Below are 14,563 nucleotides of genomic sequence, written 5' to 3'. Positions count from 1 at the left end.
AAGGCCGGCGGGACTGTCGCTTCCGTATGGGCTCGAGTAGTGACACCCCGATCGACGGCGCCACCGACTTCGAGGAACTGGCCGCGCGCCTGCGCACCCAGTCGGACAATGCGCCCGGCTCCGACACCGAGCGCGTGACGATCCGCTCGCTCGAGGGCGTCACCTCCGACGCAATGGCTGAGTTGCTCGAGGCGGAGGAAAGCGAGGGGACCGCGCCGGGCGACCTGGTCTTCGTCCTCTCGCGGGCCAACGCCGAACTACTCGTCGAGCGCGAGTTCGACATCGACGACGTCGACGAACTCGAGGACGCCCTGGGGCAGACGGTTCAGGTCGAAGACGAGATGCCCGACGACACGATCCTCCTGTTGGATCCGGACGCGGTCGACGCCGAGGAGATCCGCGACCCGGACGCCATCGCCTGCGGGATCGTCGGCACCGACGACTGACGCGGTTCGGAGGACGCGCTGCCGTCGCGATGTTGACGCTTCGCAACCCGTCTACTGCCGCCCGTGGTACTTTCTACGACTTCGCTGTGACCTCGGTATGCGCTACCTGGAGGTGACAGTGCCCGAGGGGAAGCGAGGGACCGTCCTCGAGATCCTCGAAGACGAGGGGATCGACTACGTCGTCAGCGACGAGACCAGCGGTCGGGGGTACGCCGCCGTCGTCCGGTTTCCGGTTCCGACGCGGGCCGTCGAACCGCTGCTCGACCGACTGCAGCGGGCAGGGATCGGCGACGAAGCCAGCGTCGTCGTGATCAACGCGGAGACGGTCCTCTCCGAGCAGTTCTCGACGCTCCGGGATCGGTACAGCCAGGGCGGCCAGTTGGGCGCGCGCACCTCGAGACAGGTGTTGCGCACGAAGGCCGACGAACTGACGCCCCCGTTTTCGATCTACACCGTCATGCTGCTGATCAGCGCCGTCGTCGCCACCGCCGGGCTGCTGGCCGACTCGCCGGCGGTCGTGATCGGCGCGATGGTCATCGCGCCCCTGCTCGGGCCGGCCCTCGCCGCCAACGTCGGCATCGTCACCGGCGACAGCCGCCTCAAGTCGACCGGCTTCAGGTACCAGATCGTCGGCGTGGCGATGGTCGTCGTCGCCTCGATCGCCCTCGCCACGCTCGCCCGGCTGGCCGGCCTCGAGCCGGCGGGGGTCGACATCGTCGTCGCTACCGAACTCGAGGAGCGGGTCGCGCCCAACCTGTTCTCGCTCGCGGTCGCCCTCGGTGCCGGCATCGCCGGTATCCTGAGTCTCACACGGGGGTTCTCGGAGGCGATCGTCGGCGTCATGATCGCCGCGGCGCTCATTCCGCCGTCGGCCGCGGTCGGGATCACGGTCGCCTGGGGGATGTACGGCGCGGCGATCGGCGCCGCCGTCCTCGTGATCGTCAACCTCCTGTCGATCAACCTCGCCGCGCTGGCCACCCTGTGGATCGCCGGCTACCGTCCGCAGGGCCTGTTCGAGGTCTCACCAACGCGGACGCCGACCTACACCTACGCGGCGATCTTCGGTGTCGGACTGCTGGTGCTCGCGGCGCCGCTGGCCGGCGTCACCCTGCTCGAGTTCCACACAACCGAACTCGAGTCGGCGGCCGAAGACGAGGTCGACGCGGTGCTCGCGCAACCGCGGTACGACGGCCTCGAGGCGGACGACGTCGCGGTCGAACTCGACGGCGACTACCCGATCCAGTCGGTCGAGCGGGTCGTCGTCACCGTCAGCACTCGGAATCCGGAACCGGAGTCGGAGCTGGCGGATCGGCTCTACGAGGAGATCCAAGCCCACAGCGACGACTCCCTGATCGTCGAGGTGCAGTACGTCGTCGCCGAGGAGCGCGGCGAGAACGACGAGGCCGACGCTCAGCGGGTGACGATCCGGACCGCCGACGGGACGTGACTCACTCGCGTCCGCTCAATCCCGCCCCCAGCGCAACGCCGAGCGCAACGCCGACCGGAATCCAGAGCCCGAGATCGTCGGTCGCGACGCCGATAGCGACACCGATCGACAGCCCGATCGCGATTCCAACTCCGAGTTCGTCGCCGTCGAACCCGTCGTCGCTTCCCCCGTCCGTCGACGCTACTGGCTCGTCCATACCGCACGATGGCGTCAGTGGATAATAGCTGTCGGTGTTCTATGACTTTCCAGAGATTCGGAACGAGAGGTAGGTAGCGAAGATTTATGTTGATAAGTATCTAACAACTTTCCATGGAACGTAACGCCGTCCAGAATCGATACGTCCAGCGGTCGACGTGGACGACGCTGAGTTGCGAGACGCTCTCGGCGCTGACGACCGTCCTCGCGCTCGCGTTCGCGGCGTCGCTGCTGACCGCGTCGATCGGCGTCCCCGAGGACGTCGTCACGGTCGCGATCGTAACCGTCGGGATCGTCGCTGTCGGACTTGCGCTTACGCGCCTGTTCGCCTCCCTCGAAGCGAACGGACTGCCCGTCCTCGAGTAACGCCGCTTCTCACCGACCCGGCGGCGATCCGGAACTGCGGCCGTCGCGTCCGTTAGACGGCCGGTTCGACGTTCTGATTCATCCGGAACAGGTTCTTCGGATCGTACGTTGTTTTGAGCGCGACGAGACGGTCGTAGTTGTCTCCGTAGCCGAGGTTCTCCTCGCCCTCGCGCTCGCTGATGAAGTTCACATAGACGCCGCCGGTCGCGTACGGCGCCATGGCGTCGAAGAACTCGCGGGACCAGGCGATACACGCATCGTCCATCGCGGGATCTTCCCAACGGGTGTGGACGTTCATCCCGTACTCCGCGTCGCGGTGCGGGAAGGCCGTCGCGTCCGCCGGTACGCGTCCCATCGCGCCGCCGATCTGTCCGAAGAAGATCTCGGACTGGACCGTCGGCAGGTTCCGCGCGTACTCGACGACGGTATCGATCGCCTCGTCCGGAATCGTACTGAAGTTGTGTGACTTCCAGTAGTTTCGGGCCCCTTCGGTGAGCAGCGGGTCGAACGCCTGTTGGAACTCGGCGTACCGGTGCGGGCCGACGACGTCGGCGACCGGGTCGCCGTACTCCCGGATCGGCGCCAGCACCGCTTCGCCCTCGGCGACATCACCGGTGTAGAACGGTACCACCACGATCACGTCCTCGCCGTGGATGTCCTCCGGCAGGAACGGGAGCGGCGGCGCCTTGCGGAGGACGACCCAGACGGTCGACTCGTCCGGCGCGTCCGCGTTGAAGTCACGCACGTGTCGGAGGACGTCCGGGGCGTCCGCGCCGCGGTAGACGACCATTCCGGTGAGCACCTCCGGACCGACTTCGTGGAGCTCGAACTCGAAGGAGGTGACGACGCCGAAGTTGCCGCCGCCGCCGCGAATCCCCCAGAAGAGATCCGAGTTCTCCGTTTCGCTGGCGTGACGGAGTTCCCCGTCCGCCGTGACGACGTCGACCGATCGCAGGTTATCCACGGTCATGCCGTACTTCCGAGTGAGCCAGCCGAACCCACCGCCGAGCGTCAGCCCGGCCACGCCGGTCGTCGAGTTGATTCCCAACGGGGTCGCGAGTCCGAACGCTTGCGCCTCGTGGTCGAAATCGGCGAGCGTCGCACCGGGCTCGACTCGAGCCGTTTGGTCCGCCGGATTGACACGAACCGCCCGCATCGCGGAGAGATCGAGCAGCAAGCCGTCGTCACAGACCGCGTTCCCGGCGATGTTGTGGCCGCCGCCGCGAATCGCAAGGAGCAGCTCCTGTTCGCGGGCGAAGTTCACCGATTCGATCACGTCCGACACACCCTTGGCGCGCACGATTGCCGCCGGTGACCGGTCGATCATCCCGTTCCAGATGGCTCTGGCGTCGTCGTAGTTCGGATCCTCCGGTCGGAGCAGGTCGCCGCGAAGCTCCTCGCCGAATCCGTCTATTGCACCGTCGTCTACGGGTGTGGTCGTTACTGCCATCGTTCCTCAGTGTCTATAGGTCACCAGTGGCGATATAGATATGCATAATTAATAACCAAGATATGGTCCCTGCGGGCACAGTCTCGAGAAGCGCGTCGGACGGACGCGGCTCCACGGTCTCGGACGTCACCCGACCGTCATATCCGGGCGATTGACCGTCGTGTAAACGGCCAAACTAGTTTATCGTCGCAGACGGCGTATCGTGCATTATGGGAACAGTACACAAAACACCCGGTGAGGAAGCGCTCGCAAACGTCCCGGGCAGTGCGGTTCGATCGTTCGACACCGAGTTCGCCGGCGACGTCGTCCTTCCGGCGGACCCGGAGTACGGACGGGAACGGCAGGTCTGGAACGGGATGATCGACCGGTACCCGGCGATCATCGCTCGCTGTTCCGGGGTCGCGGACGTCGTCGCGGCGGTGACGTTCGCCCGCGAGCAGGGGCTCCCGCTCGCGGTTCGGGGCGGCGGCCACAACGTCGCCGGAACGGCCGTCTGCGACGGCGGCCTCGTCGTCGACCTGACGCCGATGAATGCCGTCCGCGTCGATCCCGAGGAACGGACCGTCCGCGTCGAAGGCGGCGCGACGCTCGGCGACGTCGATCGCGAGACGCAACTGTTCGGTCTCGCGACGGCGCTGGGCGCCGTCTCGCAGACCGGGGTCGCCGGGCTGACGCTCAACGGCGGCTACGGCCATCTGAGCCGTCAGTATGGGTTGGCGCTTGACAACCTCCGTAGCGTCGACGTCGTTACCGCGGACGGTCAGGTACGGACCGCCAGCGCCGATCGGAACGCGGACCTCTTCTGGGGGCTCCGCGGCGGCGGTGGCGTTCTCGGCGTCGTCACGTCCTTCGAGTTCGAGCTCCACGAGGTCGGTCCCGAGGTATACGCCTTCTTCACCTGGTTCCACGCCGACGACGCGGCCGCCGTGATGGACCGCTACCTCGAGTGGACCGCCGACGCGCCCTGCGAGGCGGGCGTGCTCGCCTTCGCCGCGCACGTCCCGGAACTCGAGGAGTTCCCCGAAGAGACGTGGGGCGAGCCCGTCGTAGCCATGCTCGGCTCCTACCGCGGCGACCTCGAGGACGCCGCCGATGTCTTCGAGCCGCTGCGAACGAGCGCGACGCCTACCGCCGATTTCAGCGGCCCGATGGAATACGTCGCCCTGCAGTCGATGCTCGACGAGGACTACCCCGACGGTCTCCGGTACTACTGGAAATCTATCTATCTCACCGACGTCACTGACGAGGTCGTCGAGGTCATGCTCCGGTACAACGAGTCGACGCCGTCGGCGCTCTCGACGATCGACCTCTGGCACCTCGACGGCGCGGTCAGCGAGGTGTCGCCGGACGCGACCGCGTTCCGGCACCGCGACAAGCCGTACATGCTCACCATCGAAGCGAACTGGGAAGACCCGGCCGAAGACGACGCGAACGTCGACTGGGCGCGGGCCGCCTTCGCCGAGGTCGAGCGACTGCCGGTCGCGTCCGGCCGATACGGAAACTTCCCGGGGCTGAACGAGGACCCCGTCGAACGGCGCTTCGGGGGCAACTACGAGCGGCTAGTCGACCTCAAGACCGAGTACGATCCGACGAACCTGTTCGGAACGACCGGGACCGTCGCGCCGCGAACCGGGGCCGACTGACGACCCCATTTTCCGCGACAGTCCGCGACTGCATCGGTACCGCCATCGGCGTCAGCTCGCTTCGGACGCCGGCCGGTACCGCCGACTCACTGCCTTCCAGCGTCCGCTTCGGAACAGCCAGTAGTTGATCCCGCCGGGGACGGCGGTCTCGAGCAACAAGGCGAGGTAGAGCCCCGTGATATCGAGCGCGGTCACCAGCCCCAGCGCGGCCGCCGGCAGGGCGAAGGCGTAGCGGCCGACCAGCGAGGCGACGAACGGCCACCGCGTGTCGCCGGCGCCCAGCAGTGCGCCGGAGGCGGCGCCGTCGATTCCGTAGCCGATCGAACTGACGGCGCCGACCGCGACGAACGCGGCCGCGAGCGCGCGTCCGTCCGGTCCCACGAACAGGCTCGCGATCGGCTCCGCGAAGACGACGACCAGAACGGCGATCGCCGCGTAACAGAGCGCCGAGAGCCGGATGATCCCCATGCCGTAGGCGTCGGCCCCGCCCTCGTCGTTCGCGCCGAGTCGCTGCCCGACCAGCGAACTCGCGGCCAGCGAGAGCCCCCAGTTGACGCTGTTGATCAGCGCGCGCACCCGCCGGCCGACCTCGAGGGCGGTGACGACCACCGGTCCGAAGGAGCCGGCCACCCACAGCAGCGGGAAGACGACGATCCCCTGGGCGAGCCGACGGCCGATCTCCGGCGCGGAGATCTCGACGAGCTGGGCCAGCAGCGTCGGCTCGAGCCACGGCCCCGATCGCGCGAGCGGAACCGGGCTGGACTCCATCCCGAGGACGCCGTAGGACCGGCCGACCATCCCCCACGCGAGGACGACCGTTACGAACCCCGTCGAAAGTGTCGTACCGATCGCCGCCCCGGCGACGCCCAGACCGAACCCGAAGATGAGCAGGCCGCTGATGAGGATATTGAGCGCGGCGCCGCCCGCGCGGGCGACCATCTCCGTGAACGTGTCGCCGACGCCGGTGTAGGTGCGACTGGCGATCAGGTTGAGCAGTTCGAACAGGACCGCCGGCGCGACGAGGGTCAGGTAGGTCGCACCGTGGGCGATCGATTCCGGTTCGGCGTCGAACAGCCCGATCAGCGGGTCGGCGAAGAGCAGAAACGCGGCCGCGAGCGGGAGGGCGATCCCGACGGCCAACAGGACGCTCTGGGTGACCACCAGCGAGGCGCGGCCGGTTTCCTCGCCGCCGTAGTTCTGCGAGACGAGGCTGACGGTGCCGCCCGCGAGCCCGAGGCCGAGCATCGTGACGATCTCCCAGAAGGCCAGCGCGTACGCCAGCCCCGCGGTGCCGGCCGTGCCGACGGCGACGCCGACCATCGCGAGGTCGGCCGTCTGCTTGGACATGATCGCGAAGCCGGTGACGATCCGGGGCCACGCGAGGTCGACGGTCGGGCGGAACTGCTCGGCGTCGATGATCCCGCAGCGCTCGAGTGCGCTCGCGACGTACTCGAGCGCAGCAGTTTCCCGACCTGTCATCTACTGGGCGTTGCCGGAGGGGAACCTTCGGTCTGTCGGCTGCTGTTCGCTTCCCTTCTGACGATTCAATCGGTGTGCGGTGGCGCGCACTGAACGAGTCGTCTCGAGCAACTCGAGAAAACCGTAAAACCACGGGAAAGGACCGACAACTCACCGAAGCCGCGAGAGCACCGCCCGCAGGTGTGACGGCGAGACGAGCGATGTCGGGCGGTCCATGTGGACGCCGATCTCGCCCGAAAGGGCGCCCAGCCCGAGGTGTTGGACTGGCTCCGGCAGCGAGTAGGCCCGGCGGAGCCAGTAGCCGAGTTGCTGTTCCCGTTCCAAGTCCTCGCGCCAGACGCGCTCGTAGGCGGCCAGCGTCGTCGGCCGGTCGGGATCGATCTCGCGGACCGCGTGGTCGGCGCTGGTCATGCTGTAGAGGATGCCGCCGCCGGTGAACGGCTTGGTCTGGGCGGCCGCGTCGCCGATGAGGAACGCCCGGCGGGACGTGACGCGATCGGGCGGTCCGATCGGAATCGCGCCCGAACAGCGGTGGGAGACGTCGATCTCGTAGCCGTCGATCAATTCCTCGAAGTGCTTGGTCACCTGGACTCCCGGCGGCGCGGCCAGTCCGTACTCAACGCCGGCGTCGCCCCGCGGGATGCGCCACGCGAAGAACGTGGGCGCGGTGAGGTGGACGTCGACGAAGTCCTGGTGGTCCTCCTCGTCGGAGAACGCGAGCACGCCGTGGAGCAGTTCCTCGGGTTCGGGCAGCCCGAGTTCGTCCCGAACGCGGGAGCGCGGGCCGTCGCAACCGGCGATCATCTTCGCCTCGAACTCGAGGGTTCCGTCGGGACCGCTGGCGACGAGTTCGACGCGGTCGCGGTGCTCCGTGACGTCGGTCACGGTGTGTTCCTCGCGAACGTCTGCGCCCGCCTCGCGAGCGAGGTCGGCGAGGTGGCGGTCCAGTCCGACGCGGTCGATGACGTTCGAGGCGACCTCGCGCTTGTAGAAGGGGTAGGCGTCGCTTCGCGGCCCGCCAACGTGGAACCGCGCGCCGTAGATCTCGTTTTGGAACAGTTCCTCGCGGGCGCCCTCACCCGTGAACTCCCAGACGTCCGTGCTCACGTGGCCGGAACAGGCGAGCGGTTTCCCGATCCGGCCCTTCTCGAGAGCGAGCACGTCGTACCCTTCCTCGGCGGCCCGGCGGGCGAACCGCGCGCCCGGCGGACCGACGCCGACGACGACGAAATCGTACATGTCCGGCACGTTCACGGCGGACGGTAAATAGTTTCTCGAGATTCTCCCGACGGTCAGTGATCGACGGCGGTGGCCGTTCGCTACCGGGTCACTTTCAAATAGGAGCTCGGAATCGTGACTACTATGAGCGAATTGTTGACATCCGACGATACCGCGCTGATCGACCTGAGCATCGGCCTCGAGGACGGCCCGCCGAGCGAACCGATGCCGCCGTCGATCGACGCGTTCGACCACGAGGCCGGCGCCCAACGGCTCGCCGAGAACCTCCGGGAGCTGGGCCACGACGTCGACGCCACGGATTTCCCGGCCGGGATGGGGCTCGCGTGGGAGGACCTCGAGGTCATTCCCCACGCCGGCACCCACCTCGACGCGCCGTGGCACTACGGCCCGGAAGTCGACGGCGAACCGGCGAAGACGATCGAGGAGATCCCGCTGGAGTGGTGTCGAGGGAACGCGGTCGTCCTCGACTTCCGCGAGATGGACGCGGGCGAAGAGATCGGCGCCGCCGACCTCGAGGACGCCCTCGAGGAGTTAGACCACGACCTCTCGCCGGGGGAGATCGTCCTGATCCAGACCGGCGCCGACGAGCTGTGGGGCACGCCCGAGTACCTCACGCAGTTCCCCGGAATGAGCGCCGCGGGGACGAAATACCTCGTCGAGCAGGGGGTGAAGGTGATCGGAACCGACGCCTACGGCTTCGATAAGCCGTTCGCCAAGATGGGTCGGCGGTACATCGAGTCCGGCGACGAGGAAGAGCTGTGGCCGGCCCACTTCGCCGGCCGCGAGGTCGAGTACTGCCAGATCGAGAAGATGGCGAACCTCGACGCGCTCCCGTGCAAGACGGATATCCCGATCGTCGCGTTCCCGATCAAGATCGAGAACGGCAGCGCGGGCTGGGTGCGGCCCGTGGCCTTCGTCGGAGACGGTGCGGACGCCGGAAGCGATGATGCCAGCTCCGGAGGTGAGACGGCGTGAAACTCGCCACCTTCGAGGTCGAGACCCCCGTCGGCCCCGTCGAACGCATTGGGGCCGTCGCCGAAGCGACCGATGACGAGGACGCCCCTGCGGGAGCGGCGACGCTCGTCGACCTCACCGCCGCCTACGGCGCCGTCCTCGAGGCCGAGGGCGAACCCGCGCCCGCCGACCTTGCACGCGCCCACGTCCCGCCGGAGATGATCGCCTTTCTCGAGCGCGGCGATCGGGCGATCGAAGACGCCCGCGAAGCCCTCGAGTACGCGGCTGAGACCGACGCCGAGCGCGGCCCCGGCGGCGCGAAACTCCGGTACGAGCCGGACGAGTACGATCTGCTCGCGCCGCTTCCTCGTCCCAACTCGCTGCGCGATTTCATGGCCATCGAGGAGCACGTGCGGAACAGCATGGACGGCGAGATCCCCGACGTCTGGTACGACCTGCCGGTCTACTACAAGGGCAACGCCGACAGCGTCGTCGCGCCCGGCGAGACGATCCGGTGGCCCGACTACTCGTCGATCATGGACTACGAACTCGAAATTGCGGCCGTGATCGGAACGCGGGGCCGGGACATCGACGCCGAAAACGCGGCGGAACACATCGCCGGCTACACCGTCTTCAACGACTTCAGCGCCCGCGACATCCAGGGCGAGGAGATGGAGGGGCAACTGGGTCCGGCGAAGGGGAAGGACTTCGCGAACGGTCTCGGCCCCTACGTCGTGCCCGCGGACGATATCGACGTTCTCGAGGCGACGATGACCGCCCGCGTCGACGGCGAGGTCTGGTCGGAGGGGACGGTCGACGAGATGTACCACTCCTTCGCCGACATCATCGAACACGTCTCGCGGTCCGAGACGCTGCATCCGGGCGACGTCATCGGAAGCGGCACCGTCGGCGAGGGCTGTGGACTCGAGTTGGGGACGTTCCTCGAGGACGGGGATACGGTCGAACTCGAGATCGAGGGAATCGGCACACTCGAGCACACGGTCCTCGAGTGACAGCGTGTCGGTCGAGCGAGAACAGGGAAGCGCGTCGACCCTGTTCAATCTGAGTCGGCGTCCGCGCTCGCCCTGCTCGAGGTAAGGAGGAAGCCGATAACGCCGAGGTAGCCGACGAGGAACTCGATGCCGGCCCCGCCCGCCGCGTACCGCTGGCCGAACGCCGAGGTGCCGAGAGTGACGCCGAACAGCCCGATCGCGTAGCCGAGTCGGTCCGCCGACCGATCGAAGGTGGGAAACTCGCTCCAGAGCAGTCGACGGTAGCGCACTTCGAAGTACCCCCAGCCGGCGTAGATCGCAACCACGGCGGTGATTAGGAACCAGTTCGAGCCGAACGCGACGCGTAGCGCCCCGCCGGCGGCCGCGCCGATGGCGATCCCCGCGAGGACGGCTCTATCCATAGCTCAGAAAACAATTCCTGCTGACAATATTCTTGTGAAACGCCGTGCGCACTCGCGGCGTCGGCTCGAATCGGGACCGATCGCGAATTCGCTCGAGCGCTACGTTCCGTCCTCGAGTATTTCCCAGAAGCGATCGACGTCGCCCTCGAACCGACCGAGCAGTTCGCGGATATCCGCCCGGTGGTCGTCGGTAATCTTCACGTGGACCATCCCCTCGTCGGGCTGGCCGTAGACGACGCTCGCGCCTTCGGGGGCGGCGACGATCGCCGGCAGAGCGACCAGGTCCTCCTCGCCCTCGACGAGGATGGTCGTCGGATCGTCGCGGGCCAACCCCTCGAGGAGGGCCTCGACGACCGCCTGCGAGATCTCCGCGGGCGGGTTGACGACCTCGACGGTCGTCCCCTCGGTGACGGTCTCGCGGATCTCCTCGTCGACGGCCGACCGCTTGGTCCGCTCGTCGACGAGCGCGACGTCCGGCGGGCGACCCGCTCGCAGGAAGTGGTAGGTGACGACGTCGCCGACGGCGATCAGCGGCCCGTCGACGTCCTCGAGGAGTCGGTCGGCGTCGGTCTCGATTGGACCCATCGGCTCCTTGAGTTCGTGGCGGAGTTCGTCGGGCAGGACCAGTAGCTGATCGTCGATGTCGGGAGTCGACGCCGCGTCTGCTTCGTCCGTAGTCTCGTTCGTGTCCGCGTCCGTCTCGGCGGGAGAATCGTCGCGGGTCACAGCGCCGTCAGCGGACCTTCAGCGCGTACGCGCCGGGTTCGGTGACCTGCATCTCGGTGGCGATCTGGCTCTCCTCGGGGTGGGCGATGACGACGTAGCCCGCCCAGTCCTCGGTCAGCGACGAGGAGTTACAGCTCTCGCAGGTGTCGTTGTTGGGTTCGTTGACCCGGTGACACTCGCGACAGACGAGACGATCCGATGCCATGGTTACTCACCCTCGGCTGTCGTGGCTTCGCGTTTCTCGTGTTCCTCCTCGAGCCAGCCGTGTTTGCCCAGGCCGGGCTGTTTGGCCGTGAGGCCGATCTTCGAGTCCCGCGGGTTGCGCTCGTCGATGCTTTTGGTGACGATCCGAGCGCGGACGGCGTCCTCGACGCCGAGCGCGCGGTCGGACTCGTTCGAGGAGAGCCGCTGGTTCTCGCCGTCGAAGGCGAGGTACTCGTCGCTGATCTGCGAGACGTGCAGTAGGCCGTCGACCGGGCCGATGCCGACGAAGGCGCCGAACTCGACGACTTCGACGACGGTGCCGTCGACGACTTCCTGCATCTGCGGATCGAAGGTGACCGCGTCGAACTCGGCCTCGTAGTAGACGCCCGGTCGGTTCGGGAGGACCGTCCCCTCGCCGATGTCGTGAACCTCGGTAACCGAGACGACGCTACCGACCTCCTCGTCCATGCGCCCCTCGAGTTTGTCCTGCAGCAGTCGCTTCACGAGGTCCGGCGAGACGTCGCCGAGCTCCTCCGGCGGTACTTCTACCGTGTCTTTCAGTTTGACCCGTTTGTACATTCTATGGTTGAGTGATCGCTAACTTGTTTCTCCCGCGTAATGCAATTACCGGTACACTCGCCTCGAGCACCCGGTCGCGCAGCGGGCGATCGTTCGTGACGACGTAGTCGACGACGTCCTCGCGGGCGAGTTCGACCAGCGCGTCGTCGGCGTACGACGCCTCCGTGTCGACGACGAGACAGCGCTCGGTCGCCAGATCGTGGCCAACGTTCGCGGCCGTTCCCTCCTCGCCGCCCTTCTCCGAGAGGCGACGGAGTTCCTCGAGGACGGCTTGGGGAGCCGTCGCCTCGTAGTCGTTGAGCAACCGCTCGAGTTCGTCGAACAGCCGAACGTCGAGTTCGACGGGCATCATGAGCGCGCTCGTGTCGAGGGCGACCTGCGTCGGCGTAGCCATTCGTTGTCGGATGTCTCGTCGTCGGTCGTGTTATTCTGTGAGCGTTCCGAGCCCGATCAGCCGCCAGCGCGCGCCGATGCGGCGGTTGATCGCGATCTTCGCGCCCGGTTCGGCGGCGACGGGCCGCTTGAGGTTGACCTCGCACTCGCCCTCGCGGGCGCTGGTGACGGCGCCGACGGTCGTCGCCGTGCCGACGGTCATCATCAGCGGTTCGCCCGTGCTGATCTCGTCGACCGTCTCGCCGCTCTCGGCGCCGACGACGCGCTCGAGCAGGTCGACCTCCATCGTGAAGGACTGCCAGGTCGGCGGGAGCGATCCCGGCGGCCCGGCGAGTCGGCCGGCCAGCGCGTCGCCTTTCGTCAGCGAGGGGTCGAGACCGGTTCCGACGCCAAGCAGGCCGCCCGGCGTGACGGTGTCGACGGTCTCTCCGCCGGCTTGCAGCGACCGAACCGTCGTCTCGATCGGGACGTACTCGGTCTGGCCGCCTTCCTCGACCTCGCGACCGGGGCGGATTTCGATCTCGTCGTCGACCTCGAGTTGACCCTGTACGAGGCTGCCTCCGAGGACGCCGCCGGCGAGATCCTTCGCGCTCGTTCCCGGCTTGTTAATGTCGAAACTGCGGGCGACGTGCATCCGCGGATTGGCGTCGGGATCCCGGTCGGGCGTGGGGATCTCCTCCTCGATGGCCTGAATCAGCAGGTCAAGGTTGACCTCCTGGCCGGCCGACACCGGAACGACGGGCGCGCCTTCGGCGACGGTGCCCTCGACGAACTCTTGGATCTCCTCGTAGTTCTGACGAGCCTGATCGCTGCTGACGAGGTCGACCTTGTTCTGAGCGATGACGATGTTGTCGATGCCAATGATGTCGAGCGCCATCAGATGCTCTTCGGTCTGGGGCTGCGGGACGGGTTCGTTGGCGCTGACCACCAACACGGCGCCGTCCATCAGCGAGGCGCCCGATAGCATCGTCGCCATGAGGGTCTCGTGACCCGGGGCGTCGACGAACGACACGGTCCGGAGCGGCTCGCTCGGCGAGCCGTCCGCACACTCCTCCTCGACGGTGTAACATTCGGGTTCCTCGAGTCCGTCACAGTAGCGGAACGTCGCGTCCGCGTACCCCAGCCGGATAGAGATACCGCGTTTCATCTCCTCGCTGTGCTGGTCCGTCCACGACCCACTGAGTGCTTGCACCAGTGTCGTCTTGCCGTGGTCGACGTGACCGACGAGCCCGATGTTCACCTCCGGTTGTCCATTTCCTTCCATAAGACGATGAGTAATCTTGGCTGTAGCTTCCCCCGTGCGCTTGATAAAGGTTGCGAGCTATCCGCGCCGAGAGCCGGCCGACGGCGCGTCGTGTCGGCCATTCGTACACCAATATCCGAACGTTCGGATACGCGTCGTGACTGACGGCCCCGAGGAGCGACGAACGGCCCGCACGAGTCCCGGGCAGCGGCCCGGTTTCGAAGTACTCGCGCGGCGTCGCTACCGGCGGGTCTCGGCGCCGTCAGCGAGCGTCCTCGAGATCGACGACCGCCGATAGATCGGCCGACAGCCAGTGGGTGAGCCGCTCCTCCTCGGAACACTCCCGGGGCGTGATCGTGCACCGATCGGGTCGGTTTCGGTAGCGAACGACGAGACACTCGAGCTGTTTCCGGCGAGCCGACTCGCCCTCGGCCGCGGCCCGGGCGCTGGCCAGTCGCTGTTTGATCGTGCGATCGTCGTAGCCGTTTGCGGATTCGCTCATGACTTGTTGGCCTCGCGGATGGTCCGTACATAGCGAACCTTCGGAAACGCACATAGCTGCTGCTAATTGGGGTATTGAGACCTCGGTATCCGCTCGAGGTGATCCATACGACCGGCTTCGACAGACCGAACGCCAGCGCCGTCGATCCGAATCGCTTCGGCGTCGCCGCTCTCTCGTTCGCGGTTCGGCTGGTCGACTTCGGGGACGCCGAGGGAGGCGAGACGACCGGCTCGAGGTCGATTCAGCCGGACGAAAACGACAGGGTGGGGGTGGGGGGTGGGGA

The 14,563-nt window shown here is 67.2% G+C and carries 18 protein-coding genes; 7 read left to right on the top strand and 11 right to left on the bottom strand.

Going from position 1 to position 14,563, the window contains the following annotated elements:
• The first annotated feature begins 26 nt into the window (after positions 1 to 26).
• A complete protein-coding gene (locus EH209_RS08150; RefSeq protein WP_126662371.1) occupies positions 27 to 446 on the top strand; it encodes a hypothetical protein in 420 nt (139 codons plus the stop codon).
• Positions 447 to 543: 97 nt separating this feature from the next.
• Positions 544 to 1,893 carry a TIGR00341 family protein gene (locus tag EH209_RS08145; protein WP_126662370.1) on the top strand — a complete coding sequence of 450 codons (1,350 nt, stop codon included), beginning with the start codon at positions 544 to 546 and terminating at the stop codon, positions 1,891 to 1,893.
• A 1-nt stretch (position 1,894) separates the two neighbouring features.
• On the opposite strand, the gene EH209_RS08140 is transcribed toward EH209_RS08145, so the two are convergent.
• A complete protein-coding gene (locus EH209_RS08140) occupies positions 1,895 to 2,089 on the bottom strand; it encodes a hypothetical protein (protein WP_126662369.1) in 195 nt (64 codons plus the stop codon).
• A gap of 113 nt (positions 2,090 to 2,202) precedes the next feature.
• On the opposite strand from EH209_RS08140, the gene EH209_RS08135 reads away from it, so the two are divergent.
• Positions 2,203 to 2,454 (top strand): hypothetical protein, encoded by a 252-nt coding sequence (locus EH209_RS08135; RefSeq protein WP_126662368.1) that lies wholly within the window; start codon positions 2,203 to 2,205, stop codon positions 2,452 to 2,454.
• Positions 2,455 to 2,506: 52 nt separating this feature from the next.
• On the opposite strand, the gene EH209_RS08130 is transcribed toward EH209_RS08135, so the two are convergent.
• Positions 2,507 to 3,904: an FAD-binding oxidoreductase gene (locus EH209_RS08130; RefSeq protein ID WP_126662367.1), complete on the bottom strand. Its 1,398-nt coding sequence runs from the start codon at positions 3,902 to 3,904 to the stop codon at positions 2,507 to 2,509.
• A 209-nt stretch (positions 3,905 to 4,113) separates the two neighbouring features.
• Here EH209_RS08130 and EH209_RS08125 point away from each other — a divergent pair, with 209 nt between their 5' ends.
• Positions 4,114 to 5,547, top strand: a complete 1,434-nt coding sequence (locus EH209_RS08125) for an FAD-binding oxidoreductase (RefSeq protein WP_126662366.1) — start codon at positions 4,114 to 4,116, stop codon at positions 5,545 to 5,547.
• A gap of 51 nt (positions 5,548 to 5,598) precedes the next feature.
• Here EH209_RS08125 and EH209_RS08120 read toward each other — a convergent pair whose 3' ends face one another.
• Positions 5,599 to 7,026 (bottom strand): MATE family efflux transporter, encoded by a 1,428-nt coding sequence (locus tag EH209_RS08120; RefSeq protein ID WP_126662365.1) that lies wholly within the window; start codon positions 7,024 to 7,026, stop codon positions 5,599 to 5,601.
• A gap of 150 nt (positions 7,027 to 7,176) precedes the next feature.
• Entirely contained in the window at positions 7,177 to 8,265 is a 1,089-nt protein-coding gene (locus EH209_RS08115) for a geranylgeranyl reductase family protein (protein WP_126662364.1), read from the bottom strand.
• 123 nt (positions 8,266 to 8,388) lie between these two features.
• Between EH209_RS08115 and EH209_RS08110 the strand changes: the two genes are divergently transcribed.
• A complete protein-coding gene (locus tag EH209_RS08110) occupies positions 8,389 to 9,240 on the top strand; it encodes a cyclase family protein (protein WP_126662363.1) in 852 nt (283 codons plus the stop codon).
• Positions 9,237 to 10,232 (top strand): fumarylacetoacetate hydrolase family protein, encoded by a 996-nt coding sequence (locus EH209_RS08105; RefSeq protein WP_126662362.1) that lies wholly within the window; start codon positions 9,237 to 9,239, stop codon positions 10,230 to 10,232. Before EH209_RS08110 ends, EH209_RS08105 begins: the two co-directional genes overlap by 4 nt.
• A gap of 44 nt (positions 10,233 to 10,276) precedes the next feature.
• Here EH209_RS08105 and EH209_RS08100 read toward each other — a convergent pair whose 3' ends face one another.
• The 7 genes from EH209_RS08100 to EH209_RS08070 form a co-directional block, all read right to left on the bottom strand.
• Positions 10,277 to 10,633, bottom strand: coding sequence for a hypothetical protein (locus EH209_RS08100; protein WP_126662361.1), 357 nt, complete (start codon positions 10,631 to 10,633; stop codon positions 10,277 to 10,279).
• A 99-nt stretch (positions 10,634 to 10,732) separates the two neighbouring features.
• The gene (locus tag EH209_RS08095; RefSeq protein WP_394343688.1) at positions 10,733 to 11,359 is read right to left on the bottom strand and encodes a GTP-dependent dephospho-CoA kinase family protein; all 627 of its coding nucleotides are present in this window, start codon (positions 11,357 to 11,359) and stop codon (positions 10,733 to 10,735) included.
• A gap of 7 nt (positions 11,360 to 11,366) precedes the next feature.
• Positions 11,367 to 11,564, bottom strand: a complete 198-nt coding sequence (spt4, locus tag EH209_RS08090; protein ID WP_126662360.1) for a transcription elongation factor subunit Spt4 — start codon at positions 11,562 to 11,564, stop codon at positions 11,367 to 11,369.
• A 2-nt stretch (positions 11,565 to 11,566) separates the two neighbouring features.
• Positions 11,567 to 12,142 (bottom strand): DNA-directed RNA polymerase, encoded by a 576-nt coding sequence (locus EH209_RS08085; protein ID WP_126662359.1) that lies wholly within the window; start codon positions 12,140 to 12,142, stop codon positions 11,567 to 11,569.
• A gap of 1 nt (position 12,143) precedes the next feature.
• The gene (locus EH209_RS08080; protein WP_126662358.1) at positions 12,144 to 12,536 is read right to left on the bottom strand and encodes a PIN domain-containing protein; all 393 of its coding nucleotides are present in this window, start codon (positions 12,534 to 12,536) and stop codon (positions 12,144 to 12,146) included.
• Between the two features lie 30 nt (positions 12,537 to 12,566).
• Entirely contained in the window at positions 12,567 to 13,799 is a 1,233-nt protein-coding gene (locus EH209_RS08075; protein ID WP_126662357.1) for a translation initiation factor IF-2 subunit gamma, read from the bottom strand.
• A 241-nt stretch (positions 13,800 to 14,040) separates the two neighbouring features.
• Positions 14,041 to 14,280 carry a DUF7511 domain-containing protein gene (locus tag EH209_RS08070; RefSeq protein ID WP_126662356.1) on the bottom strand — a complete coding sequence of 80 codons (240 nt, stop codon included), beginning with the start codon at positions 14,278 to 14,280 and terminating at the stop codon, positions 14,041 to 14,043.
• 98 nt (positions 14,281 to 14,378) lie between these two features.
• Between EH209_RS08070 and EH209_RS24390 the strand changes: the two genes are divergently transcribed.
• Positions 14,379 to 14,563: hypothetical protein (locus tag EH209_RS24390; protein WP_211338331.1), on the top strand; the 185-nt coding region annotated here is incomplete at its 3' end.

The sequence above is a fragment of the Haloterrigena salifodinae genome (assembly GCF_003977755.1).
Taxonomy (GTDB): Archaea; Halobacteriota; Halobacteria; order Halobacteriales; family Natrialbaceae; genus Haloterrigena; species Haloterrigena salifodinae.
This window is presented reverse-complemented; position numbering and strand designations above follow the sequence as displayed.